This window comes from Micromonospora sp. SCSIO 07396, assembly GCF_053667945.1.
On the sequence record NZ_CM132210.1, the window covers coordinates 631,536 to 650,000 of the forward strand.

The 18,465-nt window shown below is 68.4% G+C and carries 17 protein-coding genes, 2 tRNA genes and 1 rRNA gene (1 of these 20 cut by a window edge); 14 read left to right on the plus strand and 6 right to left on the minus strand.

Annotated elements, in window-relative coordinates; translation table 11 throughout:
* Window positions 1–9: 9 nt before the first annotated feature.
* Entirely contained in the window at window positions 10–693 is a 684-nt protein-coding gene (locus ACWCHM_RS02935; RefSeq protein WP_454221428.1) for a Crp/Fnr family transcriptional regulator, read from the minus strand.
* A 322-nt stretch (window positions 694–1,015) separates the two neighbouring features.
* Between ACWCHM_RS02935 and ACWCHM_RS02940 the strand changes: the two genes are divergently transcribed.
* From ACWCHM_RS02940 to ACWCHM_RS02950, 3 genes are read left to right on the plus strand one after another with little or no spacing between them, the layout of a single operon-like run.
* On the plus strand, window positions 1,016–2,083 hold the full coding sequence (locus ACWCHM_RS02940; RefSeq protein WP_454221429.1) for a hypothetical protein: 1,068 nt from the start codon (window positions 1,016–1,018) through the stop codon (window positions 2,081–2,083).
* Window positions 2,080–4,008: a 5'-methylthioadenosine/S-adenosylhomocysteine nucleosidase family protein gene (locus ACWCHM_RS02945; protein WP_454221430.1), complete on the plus strand. Its 1,929-nt coding sequence runs from the start codon at window positions 2,080–2,082 to the stop codon at window positions 4,006–4,008. The genes ACWCHM_RS02940 and ACWCHM_RS02945 overlap by 4 nt, the downstream gene beginning before the upstream one ends.
* Before the next feature lie 18 nt (window positions 4,009–4,026).
* On the plus strand, window positions 4,027–4,698 hold the full coding sequence (locus ACWCHM_RS02950; protein WP_454221431.1) for an SMI1/KNR4 family protein: 672 nt from the start codon (window positions 4,027–4,029) through the stop codon (window positions 4,696–4,698).
* Here ACWCHM_RS02950 and ACWCHM_RS02955 read toward each other — a convergent pair.
* Entirely contained in the window at window positions 4,695–5,177 is a 483-nt protein-coding gene (locus ACWCHM_RS02955) for a YxiG-like protein (protein ID WP_454221432.1), read from the minus strand. The two genes, ACWCHM_RS02950 and ACWCHM_RS02955, sit on opposite strands and share 4 nt — an antisense overlap.
* A gap of 805 nt (window positions 5,178–5,982) precedes the next feature.
* Between ACWCHM_RS02955 and ACWCHM_RS02960 the strand changes: the two genes are divergently transcribed.
* From ACWCHM_RS02960 to ACWCHM_RS02970, 3 genes are all read left to right on the plus strand, one after another.
* Window positions 5,983–6,417, plus strand: a complete 435-nt coding sequence (locus ACWCHM_RS02960) for a hypothetical protein (RefSeq protein WP_454221433.1) — start codon at window positions 5,983–5,985, stop codon at window positions 6,415–6,417.
* A 219-nt stretch (window positions 6,418–6,636) separates the two neighbouring features.
* The gene (locus ACWCHM_RS02965) at window positions 6,637–7,986 is read left to right on the plus strand and encodes a PIN-like domain-containing protein (RefSeq protein ID WP_454221434.1); all 1,350 of its coding nucleotides are present in this window, start codon (window positions 6,637–6,639) and stop codon (window positions 7,984–7,986) included.
* Window positions 7,987–8,551: 565 nt separating this feature from the next.
* Window positions 8,552–8,734, plus strand: a complete 183-nt coding sequence (locus tag ACWCHM_RS02970) for a hypothetical protein (protein WP_454221435.1) — start codon at window positions 8,552–8,554, stop codon at window positions 8,732–8,734.
* A gap of 10 nt (window positions 8,735–8,744) precedes the next feature.
* Here the strand turns inward: ACWCHM_RS02970 and ACWCHM_RS02975 are convergent, their stop codons facing one another.
* The gene (locus ACWCHM_RS02975) at window positions 8,745–9,407 is read right to left on the minus strand and encodes a YdcF family protein (RefSeq protein ID WP_454221436.1); all 663 of its coding nucleotides are present in this window, start codon (window positions 9,405–9,407) and stop codon (window positions 8,745–8,747) included.
* A 12-nt stretch (window positions 9,408–9,419) separates the two neighbouring features.
* Entirely contained in the window at window positions 9,420–10,184 is a 765-nt protein-coding gene (locus ACWCHM_RS02980) for a GntR family transcriptional regulator (RefSeq protein WP_454221437.1), read from the minus strand.
* A 769-nt stretch (window positions 10,185–10,953) separates the two neighbouring features.
* On the opposite strand from ACWCHM_RS02980, the gene ACWCHM_RS02985 reads away from it, so the two are divergent.
* The gene (locus ACWCHM_RS02985; protein WP_454221438.1) at window positions 10,954–11,196 is read left to right on the plus strand and encodes a hypothetical protein; all 243 of its coding nucleotides are present in this window, start codon (window positions 10,954–10,956) and stop codon (window positions 11,194–11,196) included.
* Window positions 11,197–11,508: 312 nt separating this feature from the next.
* Here the strand turns inward: ACWCHM_RS02985 and ACWCHM_RS02990 are convergent.
* Window positions 11,509–11,582: transfer RNA gene (locus tag ACWCHM_RS02990), tRNA-Gly, on the minus strand.
* Between the two features lie 286 nt (window positions 11,583–11,868).
* On the opposite strand from ACWCHM_RS02990, the gene ACWCHM_RS02995 reads away from it, so the two are divergent.
* From ACWCHM_RS02995 to ACWCHM_RS03020, 6 genes are all read left to right on the plus strand, one after another.
* Window positions 11,869–11,942, plus strand: a tRNA-Pro gene (locus tag ACWCHM_RS02995).
* Window positions 11,943–12,098: 156 nt separating this feature from the next.
* Window positions 12,099–13,457 carry a trigger factor gene (tig, locus tag ACWCHM_RS03000; protein WP_204958133.1) on the plus strand — a complete coding sequence of 453 codons (1,359 nt, stop codon included), beginning with the start codon at window positions 12,099–12,101 and terminating at the stop codon, window positions 13,455–13,457.
* Between the two features lie 170 nt (window positions 13,458–13,627).
* Window positions 13,628–14,269 (plus strand): ATP-dependent Clp protease proteolytic subunit, encoded by a 642-nt coding sequence (locus ACWCHM_RS03005; protein ID WP_067310650.1) that lies wholly within the window; start codon window positions 13,628–13,630, stop codon window positions 14,267–14,269.
* A gap of 10 nt (window positions 14,270–14,279) precedes the next feature.
* A complete protein-coding gene (locus ACWCHM_RS03010; RefSeq protein ID WP_204958134.1) occupies window positions 14,280–14,942 on the plus strand; it encodes an ATP-dependent Clp protease proteolytic subunit in 663 nt (220 codons plus the stop codon).
* A 213-nt stretch (window positions 14,943–15,155) separates the two neighbouring features.
* The gene (gene clpX, locus ACWCHM_RS03015) at window positions 15,156–16,451 is read left to right on the plus strand and encodes an ATP-dependent Clp protease ATP-binding subunit ClpX (protein ID WP_145921323.1); all 1,296 of its coding nucleotides are present in this window, start codon (window positions 15,156–15,158) and stop codon (window positions 16,449–16,451) included.
* Between the two features lie 286 nt (window positions 16,452–16,737).
* The gene (locus ACWCHM_RS03020) at window positions 16,738–17,535 is read left to right on the plus strand and encodes a carbon-nitrogen hydrolase family protein (RefSeq protein ID WP_454221439.1); all 798 of its coding nucleotides are present in this window, start codon (window positions 16,738–16,740) and stop codon (window positions 17,533–17,535) included.
* A gap of 39 nt (window positions 17,536–17,574) precedes the next feature.
* Here the strand turns inward: ACWCHM_RS03020 and ACWCHM_RS03025 are convergent, their stop codons facing one another.
* Entirely contained in the window at window positions 17,575–17,799 is a 225-nt protein-coding gene (locus ACWCHM_RS03025; RefSeq protein ID WP_204958136.1) for a hypothetical protein, read from the minus strand.
* Between the two features lie 664 nt (window positions 17,800–18,463).
* Here ACWCHM_RS03025 and ACWCHM_RS03030 point away from each other — a divergent pair.
* Window positions 18,464–18,465: ribosomal RNA gene (locus tag ACWCHM_RS03030) — 16S ribosomal RNA — on the plus strand; it runs 1,513 nt beyond the window's last position.

Sequence of the window (18,465 nt, forward strand, 5' to 3'; positions counted from 1 at the left end):
CGTCGTCGCTCAGCCGCGACGGGTGTCCGGAGTGGACCGGTGCAGGGCACGCAGCACCTCGGGCGCGACGATGACGATCTCCCGTCGACCGGTGCGGACGATGTCGCGTTCCCGCAGCGCGCGCATCGCCCGGGCGACCGCCTCCCGCGACGTCGCGGCGGCGGTGGCCAGTTCCCGCTGGGACAGCGGCAGGTCGATGACGATCCCCTCCGGGGTGCGTCGGCCGTGCTCGTCGGCGAGGTCCGACAGCAGGCCGGCCAGCCGACCGAAGCTGCTCGCGGAGACGTACTCCAGCCGCTTGATGTCCGACTGCCGCAGTCCGCGGGCGAGGTGCCGCAGCAGACCGAGGGCGAGCCCCGGCTGGCTGACCACCAGGTCCACGAACTGTGGACCGTCGATGACGTACGCCTGCAGGGCGGTCAGGGTGGTCACCGTGCCGGAGCGGACGCCGCCGTCGATCGCGGCCAGGTCGCCGATGATGTCGCCGGGGCCACGCAGGGCGAGCAACGCCTCCTGGCCGTCCCGGGACACCGAGGTGACCTTGATCCAACCGCTGAGCAGAACCAGCACGTACCGCGACGGGTCGCCCTGGTGGAACAGGTCGACCCGGGCGGCGTGCGGCCGGACCGTCGCGATGGCGGCGAGCCGTTCCCGGTCGGCCGGTGAGAGTTGGGCGAGAAACGTACCCGGCACGGGCGACGGATGGTCCGTGGTATTCCGTCCGCCCGGTGGGGTGGGCGTCGTCCGGCCGGTCGAGGATGCCTCTCGATGCGTCAAGTCGGTCTCCTCATGTAGTTGTTCACGTCATTTTCCGGCACAGTTACCGGATGCGCCGACGTCCGGAATTCTGGCCCAGTGTGGAGCGGGTGCGTAACTGACGATGGATACCTTTCAGGTCAACCGAACGTACGACAATGTGTTTCTGATCTTCGTTGACGCGGCCGGTCATTCGAACGTGGTGGCGCACAATCCGCGTGATCAGGCCGGTCAGGCATTCGACCTGTTGCATCGTAAGGTGACCGAACGGCTAGCCACGATAGCCGAACAGCGACGGGTCGGCTACGCACGGCCATGGCGGTGGGCCGGCGACGGCGGATTCCTCATCGTCCACGACGACGAGGAGAGCGTGGCCCGCGACGTCACCCTCGAATTCGTCCACCGCCTGCTGACCCTGGACCTGCCGCATCTGCGCGACGAGTTCGCCCGGCTCGGCATCGACGGTTCCCTGCGGCTGCGGGTCGCCGTGCACAAGGGTTCGATCCGCTACCGGGGCGAGGGCAACGAGGGCACCATCTACTCGCCCGACATCAACTTCGTGGCGCACCTGGAGAAGGCCGCCCCGCCGGACACCGTGGCGGTCTCCTCCGACGTCGTACGGGTCGCCGGCCCGTACGCCGACCTGTTCACCCCGGTCGGCGAGTTCGAGGGTCGGCAGATCCACCTGTACGCCGCCGACACCCACGCCGGTGGGGCGGCGGCGAGCTGGCTGGCCGCCCGGGGGCTCGCCGGTGGCGTCCCGGTGCACGGGTACGTCGAGCGACCCAGCCAGTTCGAGAAGACCCGGATGGTCCGGGCGGCGGCCACCGAGGTCGTCGACCTGGGCACCTCGCTGCGTACCGCGTCGCGCTACCTGGTGACCACCGAACGGCCGGCGCACTTCCGGGACGCGGTCCTGGACTTCCTCGGCCGCGGCGGCACCTACCGCTGCGTGCTGATGGACCCGGCTTCCGAGGCGACCCGGCTGCTGTCCGCGCAACGCGGCGAGCAGTTGGCCGACAAGACCCGTGAGGCGCTGAGCCACCTGCGCCAGTTCAGGCAGCGTCACGGTGCGCTGGCCGACCGGCTGGAGGTGTACCAGACCCCCGGCTATCCCGGCATGGCCTGCCTCGCCACCGACCTCGACGACCCGTGCGCCCTCATCCTGACCTCGCCGTACCTGATGACCCCGCCCGGGCCGGGGGAGCAGGTGGAGCGGGGCGACCTGCCGCACTACCTGGTCTCCCGCAGCGCCGGGCCGCTGTTCGACCGGCTGCGTTCGCTGGTACGGGACTTCGCCACCGCGGCCGTGGAGCGGGTGCTGTGACCGCCGCCGAGGTCGTCGACTCCCGCCACCTGCCGTTCGCGGTGGCCCGGGCGGCGGCCCGTGCGGTACGCCGCGCCGAACACGGGCGGCAGGCGTACCGCACCGTGCGGCCCGAGGGCACCATGGGCTGGTTCCGGGGGCGTGGCCCACTGGGCGTGATGCTCGTCGTCGCCGCCCACGAGGGGCGGCTCGTCTGGCGCGGCCCGGACTCGTTCGCCCTGCTGAAGCCGCCGATGACGATGGATGAGCCATACACCGCGGGTGGGTTGCGGCTGCTGCTGCTGCTGCGGATCGTGGACCGGCGCTGGGAGACGCTCTGCTTCGCCGGCCCGCCGGCACTGGCGGTGGTGGCGGCACTCGGCTGCGTGCCACTGCACCTCTGGCGTACGGCGATCGTGCTCGCCCTGCTCGGCATGCTGTACGTGACGTTCTGCGTGTCCGGTGTCGTCGCCGCCGGGTTCCGCGGCCTGCTCCGGTCGTTGCGCCGCCGCCGTGCGGGCGAGCTCGCCGCCGAGTCGCTACCGGCCCGGCAGTGGTCGATGCCGCTGTGCCACGAGACGGACGCGGGCCGGGCGGGTGACCTGATGCGTGAGGTCTCCGACCGGCTCAGTCGACTCGTGGTCAGGCGGGTGCGCGCCGCCAGCGAACCGCAGGGCGGCCAACCGGACGGCGTGTTCGTCACCGAGGTGCTGCTCTGCCTGGTCAACGGCATCACCACCACCGCCATGCGGGAGGCGGTGCCCCGCCAGCAGCGGGTGGGCCTGCCGTTCGGCGTCGGCACCGACGTGGTCGTGCTCGAACCGCGCGACCAGGTGCCGGGCGGCGCGAAGCGGACCTTCAACACCGCCAGCTTCTTCCTCTGGTACGTCTTCGGCAGTGCCGGCGTACTGCTGATGCTCGCCCACCTGGTGGCCGACCAGGAACGGCGGTCCTGCGGCGACCGGTGCGCCGGCCGCCCGACGGGGTACGGCGAGGCACTGCGCTGGCTCGGGCAGCGGCTGCTCCTGTCCGACCCGCCGGACCTCCGTCCCCAGAGCCCCGGCATGGCGCTGCTCGGCTGGCTGGTGAGCATCATGGCGCTGATGACCGTTCCGGTGGCGGTGGTGGCGTTGCAGCAGGTGTGGCGGGCGGTCGACCGGATGAACAAGCGATTCGACGAGGAGACCGAAGCCGTGCTGGCCCGCCCGAAGATCCTGCTGCTGGTCGCCACCCCGGGTGAGCAGCGGGCCACCCTCGACGTGTTCCGCCGGCGTGGGGCGAAGCCGTACCTGGAACGGCGTTCCCCGCACACCGTCCACCGGCTCGGTACGGTGGCCGGCGCGGAACTGATGCTCGCCAGTGCGGTAGGCGATCCGAGTTCCTCGGCCGGGGTGGCCCAGGTGGCCACGAGCATCATCAGTCAGTGGCGTCCGCGCTACCTGGTGCTCGTCGGCACCTGTTTCGGGCTGCACCCCGGCGAGCAGGCGCTCGGTGACATCGCGGTCTCGCGTCAGACCCGCGATGTGGCCCACCAGGCCGTCACCGACGTCGACGGCAGGGCGCACCGGCTGGACCGGGGACCCCGACCCAGCCCGTCCGCGGAACTGCTCGGCGTCCTCACCGCCGCGGCCGACAGCTGGTCCGGGCCGGCCGTGCACATCGGCCCGATCCTCGGCTCCACCACCCTGTACCGCTCGGACGAGGCGATCGTGGAACTGCGCCGTCGGCACCCGGACGCGGTCGCCGGGGACATGGAGTCACACCTGCTCAACGGCGTCGCGGCCACGCGGAAGGTGGAGTGGATCGCGGTCCGGGGCATCTCCGACTGGGGCACCGCCAAGAAGTCGGACACCCACCGGCACCAGGCGGCGGTGAACGCGGCGGAGTTCGTCCTGCACGCGATCGACCTGGGCCTGCTCAGCCATCCCTCCGACGCGTCCCGCTGAGCTTGTATCGTGCCGGGCGTGACACGCCCGGACTGGTCGGACATCCGTGGACGGCTCGCGCGGCTGGCCGCGACGCCCGCCGCCGGCACCGTGTTCGGTGCCGGCGACCACGGGTGGGAGCTGGAAGCACCGCTGACCGCCGACGAACTGACCGAGGTGCAGGGGCAGCTGCGGGTGGAACTGCCCGCTGAGTACCTGTCGTTCCTGCGGGAGGCGGGTCGGGGTGGCGCGGGGCCGGCCTACGGGCTGTTCCCGCTGCGCCGGCACGACGGACGGTGGCGGTGGGAGGGCGACGGCGCGGACCTCACCACGCTGGCGGCGCTCGGGCGTCCCTTCCCCCACGTCGAAGCGTTCAACCCGGCCGACGGCCTGCCGGCCGAACCCGACGAGGATGACTACGACTCGCCGGAGGCGTTCGCCACCGCGCAGGACGCCCACTGGGAGCGCTACGAGCAGGTCGTCTACACGCCGGAGAACTCGGTCGGCCTGCTGTACCTGTGCCATCTCGGCTGCGCGCTGCGGGAGGCGCTGGTGGTCAGCGGTCCCGCCCGGGGCCAGATGTGGGCGGACGACATCGCCGAGGGCGGTGGTTTCCGGCCGCTGCACGACGACGACGGGACGCCGCTCGGCTTCGCCCGGTGGTACCGGTGCTGGCTGGCGGCGGCCGAGCGCGAGGTGGCACCCGGCTAGCTCTCCCGGTCCACGGTGAACGGGCGGTATCCCGGCGGCAGTTCGCTGACCTGGAGGTCGGAGAAGACCAGGGTGAGCACGTGGGCGTTGGTTTCGATCAGCACCTCGTGGAAGTCGAGCCCGGTCGCCTCGGCCCAGCTCCGCGCGGTGGCCGAGTCCGCCACGACCCGGGCGCCCGGGTAGAGCGCGTGCCACTTCACACCCCAGACGTAACCGTCCAGGTCGACGCCGGTGCGGTGGTCGATCAGGCGGTCGTCCAGGGAGGCCCGCCAGGTGACCGGCGGGACCGACGTCCGGCAGTGGGCCTCGACGCAGTACCGGAACAGGTAGCGCAGCGTCGTCGAGGCGATCCCGGTGCGGGGGTCGGCGGTCAGGTGGACGATGACCTCGTAGTCCCGCAGGTAGTCGGTGAACGCGTGGTACAGCAGCGCGTGGTCGAACACGTCGTCGAGGGCACGGCCGAGCATCACAGGGTCCACCGCCCAGTTCTACACCGGGACCGCCACATCCAAGATCAAAATTTCCGGGTACGGGATCCACACCGCGCGCCGCCGGCCGGAAGCCGAGGGTCGACGGCCACGGTCCCCCGGCTGGTTCAGGGGGTCCGGCCCGGGCGCTCCTCAGGCAGGGGCGGCCGGACGTGCCGCAGGTCCGAGGGTCAGACAGCCGGCCCGTGCGCCGGCCCCCGGTGCGAACCGGCCCGCGTCGTCACGTCTCACGGCGTAGCCCTCCACGCCCCGGCACGGGCGCCGGGCCACCGGGCGCGGGGAAGCCACCGGCTGGCAGCGGTGACGAGCACGCGACCCGTACGGCCGAAGCCAGGGGATGCAATGGGGATCGGAACCGACCGGAGATCTGGGCCGGAGGAGTGTGGAGCGGGCGACGGGAATCGAACCCGCACCGTCAGTTTGGAAGATCGTTCTCGGTGGTGATGATCTGCTCGGATCGCCTGGTCAGCGGCGGGGTCGTCGTGCCCGATCATGACCGTTGGGGACCGTCTGGGACACCGGTTACTGGCACGTGGCTGGCACGTGGCTGGCACGGCTGCGCGGTGGGCGCGCGGCTGTCCGGCGGCGTGCGGCTTACCGCCCCCGGCCTCTCGGGCCGGGGGCGGCTTGCCGTCTCGCCGGTTCTCCGCGCGCCTGGACCCCGGTACCCGGTGGCAAGCCGCGAAGCGGCGCGGCAGCCGATCGCCCTACCCGCAGCGGCGGGTGAGCGCCCACGCGATCGTTCGGCCTCTGGTGTCCGCCCTCCGCGCGCTCACGCATGGCAAGATCTTCTCTTGTGCAGGAGAGAGCATGGTTCAAGGATCGCCAGCTTGTTCCCGGTGAAACACTCTTCTCGTCAACCCGTAGCTTCGCGCTCTGGGCCTACACGGTCAGCCACAGCCAGCTGCTGTTTCGCACCCGTACAGGCGGCGACCTGCCCCGGATAGACCTTCTGTTCAAGCCGGTCAAAGCGATCAAGGTCCGCGACGACTACGACGGTCTCGTCATCCGGGTGGCTACCGCCGAGGAGGAGGTGCAGATCCTCTCTGAGACCGGCAGCATGGGTAGTGGTCGGGTGCTAATGCTGCTGACCGGGGCATCGATGGACTACGTCGTTACTGGTGCCTTCGGCTGGCAGGAAGACCACGGCTCGGACCGAGACCCGAGTGGCCTCGCCTTCTTTCCACCGGGTTCCGACCCGGCGCGGATTCTGCCTTCTGAGAGTGCGTAGATCCCACTGCCCGCCGTGTCGGCCGATGCCGGCCGGAGGCCGCCAGCAGGCCGAGCACGGCGGGTGGGCCGCGCTTGCGCGGCCCTTGATCCTAAAGAGAGTGATTCGGCAGTGGGGTTGCTCAGGTCGTTGCTCAGGTCGAAGTTCATGGCAGGACAGGGGTGCCATGGGTAACGGCCATGCCAATACCTTCGGCACGATGGTTAAGGGCCGGACGGCGTGCGGGACGCCGTCACCATGGGGATTGATTGGGGTTTGATTGTGGCGGACAGCGGCTTTGGCGATTTCAAGAACTTTCCCGGCTGGCTCCCGCCGACCGACGATCGAGCGAACTTCTTCACATCCGCAACTATAGTGTTAGACGCGAATGTCTTATTGGCCCTCTACCGGATTTCACCAACAGCAAGGGCTGAACTTCTCGCCATCTTGCGAGAGGTGAAGGAAAGGGTTTGGGTCCCCCATCAGGTTGCGCTTGAGTTCATGCGCAATAGAGAGAAGGTGATAGCAGACCGAAATTCCCGGTTTACGGAAGTGAGGCGAGCTATTCAGAGCGCGCCGGAACGTGCGGCCTCCGAAATATACGCGGCGGTGGACGGCTTGAACAAGCTGAGGACTGCACTCGTAACTTCGGGGGATTGGAATGAGGAACAACACGGACTCACGGTTGCCGACCTCAAGAAGAAGGCGGCCGAGCTACTAAAGCCCGCTCTTGTCGAACTGGATCGAGTCAAGTCAGACTACGACCTGAAGCATTCCGATATTCAGAACGGCCACGATGAAGTTCTCCGAGCCCTGCAACAAACCCTGTCCGGGCGAATTGGCAAGGCGTATTCTCCAGCGAGAACAAGAGAGCTAATAGAAGAGGCTATCAATTTCCGGTATCCTAACGAGATCCCGCCTGGCTATCTGGACCTGAAGACAAAGTCGCCGGCAAGGGCGGCTGGAGACTTCATCTTATGGACCCAGCTCATCGAGATGCTAAAGGAGAACGGGGGCAAGAACCCTCTTGTCGCGCTCGTCACCGCCGACGCCAAGCCCGACTGGTGGCAACTCAACGGGAAGAACGAACCAGAGAAAGCGCGCCCCGAGTTGGTGCAAGAACTATACGATCGAGTGCGTGGTAAGCTCTTGCTGCTCAACCTGGACGACTTTCTTGAGGGCTCCCGAAACTATCTTAAGAAGGCTGTTTCTCCCTCAACCGTGGCTGAGGCACGTGAGGTGATCGCGGAGGAGCGCGAGGAGGAACACGCCTTTCGCAAGGAGCGTATGCGCCTCAATCAGCATCGCGATGAGCTGGCGGAAGCGTTGAAACATATAGTGCGGGACACCGAGTTTCTGCATCGGCAGATCAGCGACATCGAGGCTCGCCGGCAACATGTAAACGCGATGCTCAGCGATAGCTCCACCGACCCAGTGAGGCATAATAAGCTATTCTTCGAGAAGGGTGCACTCGAAACGCACCTCCTGAATCTGAGGGACCGCCTAGCTGAGGCTCATGATGATCGGCACCGGCTGCGACGAGATCTGCAAGCCGCAGAAAACGCCATTAAAGATATGCGTAGAGACTAATTTGCGCCCACCTGCCCTCAATTAAAGGACGGGCTAGCAGTTCGAGGCTTCTTAACCCCAGCCTGGGAATCGCTTGATCTGCACCGTGGGTGGGTCGGGTGCTGATTTGCTCGGCTTGCCTGGGGTCGATGGCAGGCGGAATGGCCTACCGCAACCACCCACGGACCGCGATCCGCCGACCATCCCAGAGCCGGAGCGCCCCGCCGGAGGCGCAGCAGCCGCCACCCGGCCACTGGCCGCCAGTTTCGCCGACGCGGCTGGCGTGCGCTGTCCTACACCCCGCGGGCTCGTGGCCGCGCGGCCGGCTGGCTTTCGGCCCACCACCCGGGCAACGACCTGTCGTTCTGCGGCGGCCCGTTGGGCTTCCCGCTTCCGCGCCAGCCGCCGGGCGTTGACGTGTAGGCCGCGTGCGACAGCTAAGTGGCCGGCGAGCGCCCAGGCGGCGGCGCGTGCTGCCCGTTCAGGACCGCCTTGAAGACGTACAGAAGGTCTACGCCATCTCCCTTACCAGCCCATGGGGGCGGGGCAACATGATCTATCCGGCTTGGTGGTTAGGCTCTGTCTCATGAGGCAGGCAGATCCGGATTGGGCCTACGCGGATGGCACGGCGATCGAGCTAGTGCTAGGAGACTTCATCGAGGCGGTGCAGGCGGGGAACTCGATACCGCTGGTGAAGAACGGTGAAGTCGTGGCTGTCGTGGTGTCACCTGAGGTGGCGGAGGCTGGTCGGCGAGCGCTGGGCCAGTAGCTCGGCTCCTCTACACGAGTCGGCTCGTATACCCGGCATCGACCAGGCGGCTGTAGGCGGCGCGGACGCCGTCGGGGACATGCTGGGGGATCGCGAAGCCGAGTTCGGCGTACTTGTCGATGCGTTGGGTGTCGCCGACGAGCATGTCCATGACCTTCTTGGTGTCGCCGATGCTGGTCACGTAGTCGTCGAGTGAGAGCGGGTGAGACGCGCAGATCACGTCGACCTCGGGCCAGAGCTGCTTGCAGGTGGCGTACGCGCGGCGCTGTTGGTACGGGCGGGACATCAGGATCACCGATCGGGCCTGGATCTGGTGTTCGGCGAGAAGCGCGCGAGTGTGCTCGATGTTCTGGCCGGTGTTCTTGGCCTCCGTGTCGATGAGGATTGCGTCGGCCGGCACGCCGTGGGCTATGGCGTACTCGCGGTAGTGGACGGCTTCACCCCGGGGGAAGGTGCCGATGGTGGTCGGGGCGTTGGCACCGGTAAAGACCAGCGTCGGATACATCCCTTGGTGGTAGAGGTCGGTGGCGATCTTGGCGACTCCGAGGTCGTGGCTGCCGAGTCCGATGCCCACGTCGACCGGCCGGATCTCGTGGTGCATGTGGTGGTAGTTCCACAGGCGTTCGACGTCCGCCCGGTGTTCGGCGGGGATGGCCGGGGGGGTCGTGGGCATCAGTTCGGTCTCTCAGTCGGGGATCTTGAAGGTGTACGACCAGGTGAAGCGGGATGCGGCGTGGACCCCTCGGGCGAACTCGACCGGTCGGCCGTCGTGGGTGAACGTCGTGCGGTGCAGGACCATGACGGGCTCGCCGGCTGGGAGCTGGAGGAGTTGGGTCTCCTCGGGAGTGGGCATCCGTGCGTGTACGGTTTCGGTAATCGTGTCCGGTTCCAGTCCTCGGCCGGTGAGGATGGCGAAGCCTCCACCTCGTCCGGCTGGTCCGGGTGTCGGGTCGACCAGCGAGGTTCCTTCCACGTCTTCCGGCCGGTAGTAGCTGGTCAGGGTGTGGGTGGGCACGTCGGCTTCCTTGACCAGGCGGGCGCGTTCATAGACGGGTGCTCCGGGCTTGAGCCCGAGTGCGTCGGCGGTTTCGGCGTCGGCCTTCGTCAGGCGTACCTCGTTGGTCTGGTCGCCTGGTGCCCAGGTGCGGCCGGTGGCCTCGCGGTCGGCGGCGAACGCGACGAGCCCTGACTTCCACTTGCTCTTGGCGTAGCGGTCGATGCCGAGCCGCTTCATCGCCACCCGTGGTCGGACGACGGTGCCGCGTCTGCGGACGGGCGTGACGAGTCCTTCGGCTTCGAGCAGTCGCACTGCCTGCCGGACGGTGTTGATGTTGACGCCGTGCTCGGCGGCGATCTCGTCCTGCTTCGGCAGGGTGCTGCCTTCGGTGTAGTCGCCGCGTTGGATGGCTTCGCGCAGGAGCGTCGCCAGATCCCGGTACCCGATGCCCACTCGCTCCTCCTGGCCGTGCGCTGCGTAGAGCTATCTCTACCAGCAAGTGTGTCTCACTAGCGAACATTAGAGCCAGTTCTATTGACAACGCGGTCGACGATCCGGTCACATAGAACTAGTTCTAATGCCGGTTGGTGGGAGATCATGATGCGCGGTGCGGTGGAAACTTCTAACTCGTCCGGATCATCCCTGATCCGTACTCCCGGCACCCCGCACCACGTCGCCCCCGGCGTCGTCCAGGTGGGCGGGGCCTGCTCGTCCTGCGGTGGTAGGGCAATGGAAGTTCGTCCGCCAGCGGGCGGACCTACGCGCGGGGCTGCTGCCGTTCGGCGGCTGGTACGCCGTCCATGCCTGGACTGTTCGGGTTCCGGTCGTACGGCGTCGTGCTGAGGCTGGCCCGGGGTGGGTGCTGGTGTGGGGCGGCGATCCGAACGCCGTCGCGTGAATGGCCCGCCTACCCCGGTGCCTCGCGCCCCGCTGCCGCATCGGCCGGGTGTGACCGCACCGGGTGACCTGGTGTTGATCGACCGCCGGGCGTCGGTGCAGTTCATGGGCGAGCGGGCGTTGTGGTTGCGGGTGACGTCGGTGGATGACAGGCCGACGTATGACGGGTGGGTGTGGCTCACCGGCTACTCAATCAACCGGGCCACGGGCGAGGCGTTGGCACGTCGTGAGGTGTTCGTGCGGATCGCCGGCCTTCAACTTCTGCCAAGGACGACAGCGAGCACGCCGCCGCGTAGGAACGCGGGGCCGGTCAGGAGGGGACGCGGTGTTTGATGTTCGGGTTCGGCTCGGTGCGGTGTTGGAGATCAGTGCGGCGGAGCGGTTGATGCCGTCGGACGGGCCGGTCACGTTGTGGGTGACCGGGGTGCGGCTGGTGGCCCACCGCCCTCCCCATGATGAGTGGATCTGGGTGGAGGGGCTCAGGCTCGGCCGGACCGGTCGGCGGGGCCAGCAGGCACAGATCCTCATCCGCGCAAGCAAGCTCCTGCCGGAGAACCTTCCCCGGTGAGCACCTATCTGTCGAGTGCGGCGCGTGATCGGCTTCGGGAGGCGTGGACAGCGCTTATTGGCGCGACCGAGGCGAAGTCGCGGCGTACGAGGGCGGCCAAGGCACGAGAGGGGGCCGCCCAGCACGCCAACCCATCTCGTGCGCGGGGGCACGCCGCGCCTGTCAGTCGATGGCACGGTGCCGGCGGCGGGACGGTGGCCCGCCCTGCCCGGTGGGTGCTACTGGCACGCCAATGGCAAACAAGATCAAGGACAGCTGGGACGAGAACGGCCCAGGCTCGGCGAGTACGCCGCTGACCTGGGCCGGAAGGTGTGGAGCGGGCGACGGGAATCGAACCCGCACCGTCAGTTTGGAAGACTGAAGCTCTGCCATTGAGCTACGCCCGCGTACGCCCCGGCACACCGGGATGCGCCCACACCTTACCCGCTCCCCCCATCCCCCGACGCACCGGCACTCCCTCCCTCCTCCCGCGTCCCCTCCCCCTCCCTTCTCCCGGTGATCAAGAGGTTTGCGTCACCCACCGCGATCAACTTGACGCAAACTCCTTGATCACCGGGGCAGGCCGGGCACCGGGGTAGGCCGGGCACTGGGGGCAGGCCGGCGCCGGGGTGGGTGGGGTGGGGATGCCCCGGCATTCCCGGTGGGGCGCGACGGCATACACTTCTTGGGCGACGGGGTGTGGCGCAGCTTGGTAGCGCACTCGCTTTGGGAGCGAGGGGCCGTGGGTTCAAATCCCGCCACCCCGACTGCGTGCGCATCCCGGGATCACCCCCGGGGGGCGACGCCGATTCTGTGCGGTATGCCGGGCGCTGCCGGAGCAGCGTCCCGGCTCGCCTACACTCGATGCGCGCAATCACGCCCAGACCCAGACCCACCACTGAGATCCGTCAAGGAGTACGCCTGTGAAGAGCACCGTCGAGACTCTGAGCCCGACGCGCGTGCGGCTCGCCATCGAGGTGCCGTTCGTCGAGCTCGAGCCGAGCCTCAAGAAGGCGTACCGGGAGATCGGCCAGCAGGTCCAGGTTCCCGGCTTCCGTCGGGGCAAGATCCCGGCCGCCGTGATCGACCAGCGGGTGGGCCGGGGCACCGTGCTCAACGAGGCGGTGCAGGAGGCCATCCCGCAGAACATCCTCGCCGCGGTGCGTGAGCACGACCTCAAGACGCTCGGCCGCCCGGAGGTCGAGATCACCGAGTTCAACGACGGTGACTCGCTCAACTTCACCGCCGAGGTCGACGTCCGACCCGAGCTGACCCTGCCGGACCCGGCCACCGTCGAGGTGACCGTCGACGAGCTGCAGATCGACGAGAGCGAGATCGACGAGCAGGTCAAGAACCTGCGCGAGCGGTTCGCCACGCTCAAGACCGTCGAGCGGGCCGCCGCCGAGGGTGACTACGTGCAGATCGACCTGAACGCGACCGTCGACGGCGAGGACGTGCCGGGCGGCTCGGCGAGCAACATCTCGCACGAGGTCGGCAGCAAGCAGCTCCTGCCGGGGCTGGACGAGGCCCTGGTCGGGCTCGCCGCCGGCGACGACACCACCTTCACCACCCAGCTCGTGGGCGGCGACTTCGCCGGCCGGGACGCCGAGGTGGCGGTGACCGTCCGCACGGTCAAGGAGAAGGAGCTGCCCGAGCTGGACGACGACTTCGCCCAGATGGCCAGCGAGTTCGACACCATCGAGGAGCTCCGCGCCGACCTGCGGGAGAAGGTCAGCCGGGGCAAGCGGGTCGAGCAGATCTACGCCGCCCGGGACAAGGCCCTGGAGCAGCTGGTCGCCGCCGCCGAGGTGCCCGCCCCGGAGGGCATCGTCCGCGAGGAGGTCGAGAGCCGCAAGCAGGCGATGGTCGACCAGCTGGAGCGGATCGGCGCCTCGATGGAGGAGTACCTCGCCGCCGAGGAGAAGACCGAGGAGCAGATCGACGCCGAGCTGACCGAGGCGGCGACCGAGGGCGTCAAGATCCAGCTCCTGCTGGACACCCTGGCCGACGCCGAGGACACCCAGGTCTCCGACGACGAGTTCGGTCACGAGATCGTCCACCGGGCGCAGCGTGCCGGGATGGCCCCGCAGCAGTACTACGACCAGTTGGTCCGCTCCGGTGCCGCCGGCGCCGTCTTCGGTGACGTGCGGCGCGGCAAGGCGCTCGCCTCCGTGATGGAGAAGATCAAGATCAAGGACTCGGCCGGCAACGAGGTCACCCTCGACGCGCTGCGGGCCGAGAGCGAGCAGGCGCACGACCACGAGCACGACCACGAGCACTGATCCGACCCGGTAGGCCGCCGTCCGCCCGTTGCGGCAGACGGCGGCCGAACCCCTTTCCGGGTACGTCCCGAGCCTGCTGCGCTGAGAGCGAACAGTGCCGCGAGCGGGAGTCGATCACCCGGTGGAGCGGTTAATGTCGGGTACGACGGTACGGAGAGCGAAGGGCTGCCATGACCGACATGCACATCCCAGCGAAGCCGCTCCGGGCGATCGAAGCCCGAGGTGGCGACACCATTGGCAACCTCGACGACTCGGTCTACAACCGGTTGCTCAAGGAGCGCATCATCTTCCTCGGCAGCGAGGTGAACGACCAGGTCGCCAACCGCATCTGCGCCCAGCTGCTGCTGCTCGCGGCGGAGGACCCGGACCGCGACATCTTCCTCTGGATCAACTCGCCGGGTGGCTCGGTCTACTCCGGCATGGCGATCTACGACACCATGCAGTACATCGACAACGACGTGTCGACCGTGGCGATGGGCATGGCCGCCTCGATGGGCCAGCTGCTGCTCTGCGCGGGCACCAAGGGCAAGCGGTACGCCCTGCCGCACGCGCGGATCATGATGCACCAGCCGTCCGGTGGTCTCGGCGGCACCGCGTCGGACATCGCGATCCAGGCCGAGCAGATGCTCTACACCAAGCGGATGTTCCAGGAGCGGGTGGCCCACCACACCGGGCAGAGCCAGGCGCAGATCGAGGCCGACTCGGACCGCGACCGCTGGTTCACCGCCCAGGAGGCCATGGACTACGGCTTCATCGACAAGGTGATCATCGGGGCCACGCAGGTTCCGGATGGCGCCGGGACCCTGAGCTGAGGAGCTGACGATGACCGATCTGAGCCTGCCGCCCCAGTTCGCGGCCGTGCACAACCGTTACGTCCTGCCGTCGTTCGTCGAGCGCACCTCGTACGGGGTCAAGGAGTCCAACCCGTACAACAAGCTCTTCGAGGACCGGATCATCTTCCTCGGCGTGCAGGTCGACGACGCGTCGGCCAACGACGTGATGGCGCAGCTGCTGACGCTCGAGGGCACCGACCCGGACCGCGACATCATCATGTACATCAACTCGCCAGGTGGTTCGTTCACCGCCATGACGGCGATCTACGACACCATGCAGTACGTCCGGCCGGACATCTCCACCGTCTGCCTGGGCCAGGCGGCCAGCGCGGCGGCGGTGCTGCTGGCGGCGGGCACCCCGGGCAAGCGGATGGCGCTGCCGAACTCGCGGATCATCATCCACCAGCCGGCCACCGAGGGCGGCTACGGGCAGGGCTCGGACATCGAGATCCAGGCCCGGGAGATCCTGCGGATGCGCACCCAGCTGGAGGACATGCTCTCCCGGCACTGCAACCGGCCGATCGAGCAGGTCCGCAAGGACATCGACCGTGACAAGATCATGACGGCCGAGGAGTCCAAGGAGTACGGGCTGGTCGACACGATCCTGACCAGTCGCAAGAAGGGCCTGCTGGCCGCCAACGCGGCCCGCTGAGCACCGCCGGTCGGAGGTCGGTCGGGTGAGCAGTTCCCGGCCGGCCTCTGACACACCCGTTTTGGGGGTCGGAGAAACCCTCGCCAGCGGGTAACGTCGGGTCCGTACGGCGTGGCCGGGTCGGACCGGCGGAACGGATTTCACCACGGACGGGCGCTGCGGCGTCCGCGGTTCAGGGCCGGTCTCCGGTCGACGAGTGCAGGGAGAACGTAGGTGGCACGGATCGGTGACGGCGGCGACCTACTGAAGTGCTCGTTCTGCGGCAAGTCGCAGAAGCAGGTCAAGAAGCTCATCGCGGGCCCAGGGGTCTACATCTGCGACGAGTGCATCGACCTCTGCAACGAGATCATCGAAGAGGAGCTGGCCGAGTCCGGCGAGGTGAAGTGGGAAGAGCTTCCCAAGCCGATGGAGATCTGCCAGTTCCTCGACAACTACGTCGTCGGCCAGGACCAGGCCAAGAAGGCGCTCGCGGTGGCGGTCTACAACCACTACAAGCGCATCCAGGCCGAGGCGGCCAACGCCCCCGGCTCCGGCAGCGACGCGGTCGAGCTGGCCAAGTCCAACATCCTGCTGCTCGGGCCGACCGGGTGCGGCAAGACGCACCTCGCGCAGACCCTGGCCCGGATGCTCAACGTGCCCTTCGCGATCGCGGACGCCACCGCGCTGACCGAGGCGGGCTACGTCGGCGAGGACGTGGAGAACATCCTCCTCAAGCTGATCCAGGCCGCCGACTACGACATCAAGCGCGCCGAGACGGGCATCATCTACATCGACGAGGTCGACAAGATCGCCCGTAAGTCGGAGAACCCGTCGATCACCCGGGACGTCTCCGGCGAGGGGGTGCAACAGGCCCTGCTCAAGATGCTGGAGGGCACGGTGTCGAACGTGCCGCCGCAGGGCGGGCGCAAACACCCCCACCAGGAGTTCATCCAGATCGACACCACCAACGTGCTGTTCATCTGCGGTGGTGCCTTCGCCGGTCTCGACCAGATCATCGAGGCCCGCACCGGCTCCGGCGGCACCGGCTTCGGCGCCCGGCTCCGGTCGGTCTCCGAGCGTTCCACCGACGACATCTTCAGCCAGGTGATGCCGGAGGACATGCTCAAGTTCGGGCTGATCCCCGAGTTCATCGGCCGACTGCCGGTGATCACCAACGTGCGCAGCCTGGACCGTTCCGCCCTGGTGCGCATCCTCACCGAGCCGCGCAACGCGCTGGTCCGGCAGTACCAGCGGCTCTTCGAGCTGGACGGCGTCGAGCTGGAGTTCGAGCCGCCGGCACTGGAGGCCATCGCCGACCAGGCGATGCTCCGGGGCACCGGTGCCCGTGGTCTGCGCGCCATCATGGAAGAGGTCCTCCTCTCCGTCATGTACGAGGTGCCGAGCAACCCGGACGCCGCCCGGGTGCTGATCACCCGCGAGGCGGTCCTGGAGAACGTCAACCCGACCATCGTGCCGCGCGAGTTCACCGGTCGCCGGGCCCGCCGCGACCGCGAGGAGAAGTCGGCCTGACCGACGCCCCGCCCACCGTCAGAAGCACGGCTCCCGCCCGGGGTCGTGCTTCTGCGCGTACGGGCGCAGCGCCATTTACCGCCGCCTGACCGATCGTCGCGCGGGGATCATCTCGCCCCACACCCGCGGCGCGCGGTCGCCCTCGTGGCGCTCCGGGGCGTCCACGGGTGTCCTGTTGCCGACCGTGGGTGTCCGAGCGCCCGTTCCCCGGTGGCGGGCGACCGTGTTCCGGCCCCGCCGGGCCGAGGGCTGTCCCCGGGCGGCCGGTCGCCCGTACCCTGGCGGCATGCGCGTCGCCGTCTGCCAGCTCAACGCCCGCGACGATCGGTCGGCCAACCTGGCCGCCGCCGAGGCCCTCCTCGTGCGGGCCGCGGCGGCCGGTGCCGACCTGGCGATCCTCCCGGAGTACGTCGACTATCTCGGCCCGGTGGCGGGGATGCCGCCGGCCGAGGGAGTGGACGGGACGGTGGGGAGCTTCTTCGCCGAGGTGGCCCGCCGGCTGGGAATTTGGTTGGTCGCCGGCTCCTTCCACGAGGCCGGGCCGGATCCGGAGCACACCTGGAACACGTCGCTGGTCTTCGACCGTTCTGGAACCCTCGCCGCCAGCTACCGGAAGATCCATCTGTACGACGTGGAGATCCCCGGCCGGGTGTCCTATCGCGAGTCCGCCACGGTGGCCCCCGGGGTGCAACCCGTGGTGGTCGACGTGGAGGGTCTGCGGGTGGGCCTGACCATCTGCTACGACCTGCGCTTCCCGGAGCTGTATCGCCGGCTCGCCACCGACGGGGGTGCCCACCTGCTCGTCGTGCCGGCGGCGTTCATGATGCACACCGGTCGGGACCACTGGGAGGTCCTGCTGCGGGCCCGGGCGATCGAGAACCAGTGTTTCGTGGCCGCCGCCGGGCAGACCGGTGACCACGACCCGGGCCGGACGTGCTTCGGCCGCAGCATGGTGGTCGACCCGTGGGGCACGGTGCTCGGTCAGGTGCCGGACGGGCCTGGTGTCACCGTGGTCGACCTCGACCTGGACCGGCTGCACACGATCCGGGCCGAGCTGCCCAGCCTGGCAAACCGCCGCCTCTGAACGGCCCCGGGGGCGGCCTGCCCTGGGGCCGGGCCTCGGTCAGCTCAGCAGCACCCCCACGACCGCCAGCGCGATGATCGCCGTCGCCGTCACCAGCAGGGCCGTTCCCATCCTGGACGGTCCGCGCCGGGCCAGCCGGACGACCGACAGTACGACGACGACGAGCACGACCGCCGCGATCACCAGTTGCCAGAAGGGCAGCAGGAGTCCCAGCAGTGCGTCGTCGGCGAGGGTGACCGTGGGGGAGCGGGACGCCTCATCCATGGCAGCCACTCTGGCACGGATCGGCCCTCTCGGCGTCGTTTCGGTACCCGGGCGGGACGCCGGAGGGCGCGGCGTCGGCGGGTGACGTCCCACCGACCAAGGCAGTGACGATCGTTGATTTGCCTTCCGTGGGGCGTCCGCGTAACTTTCTCTCTGCACGCGGGAGGCCGGACGAACTGGCCGAGAACGGGCACCAGGATCGTGGCGGAGACGCCGAGCGATGCTGAGGATCGGGCGGTGCGGCGCTACCTGGAAGTTGGGGTTGCGAACGCGAAGCCGACCGGGTAGAGTTCTGAAGCCGGCAGGGAGCCGGGCGGGCACCGTGAAAGCGGATGCCGGCCGGTCTGCCGATCCCCACGATATCGACGACCACCGGAAACGGTGAGCGCCGCAACGTGGATGTGGCTGAACGAGGTTGACAGATCGCGACAGCGAATTTGACAGCGAAATTCGGTCCAAGTAACTTAGGGAAGTTGCCCCGGTCGGGTGGCCGTGAAAGCGGTTGTCTGGTTGGTGTGTGGTTGTTCTTTGAGAACTCAACAGGGTGCTTGTAAAGCCAGTGCCAATTGTTTTATACCCCGGGTCGGCTGAATCTTCGGGTTTGGTTGGCTGGGATTCCTTTGGCAACATTTGTTTGTTGTCGGGATTGCTGTTCAACAGGTTTTT

Bases quoted from the DNA above. Each gene is read 5' to 3' on its own strand.
- ACWCHM_RS02970 (WP_454221435.1), top strand. From the start codon at position 8,552: ATGAGGCAGGCAGATCCGGATTGGGCCTACGCGGATGGCACGGCGATC.
- ACWCHM_RS02975 (WP_454221436.1), bottom strand. From the start codon at position 9,407: ATGCCCACGACCCCCCCGGCCATCCCCGCCGAACACCGGGCGGACGTC.
- ACWCHM_RS03005 (WP_067310650.1), top strand. From the start codon at position 13,628: ATGACCGACATGCACATCCCAGCGAAGCCGCTCCGGGCGATCGAAGCC.
- ACWCHM_RS03010 (WP_204958134.1), top strand. From the start codon at position 14,280: ATGACCGATCTGAGCCTGCCGCCCCAGTTCGCGGCCGTGCACAACCGT.
- ACWCHM_RS03020 (WP_454221439.1), top strand. From the start codon at position 16,738: ATGCGCGTCGCCGTCTGCCAGCTCAACGCCCGCGACGATCGGTCGGCC.
- ACWCHM_RS03025 (WP_204958136.1), bottom strand. From the start codon at position 17,799: ATGGATGAGGCGTCCCGCTCCCCCACGGTCACCCTCGCCGACGACGCA.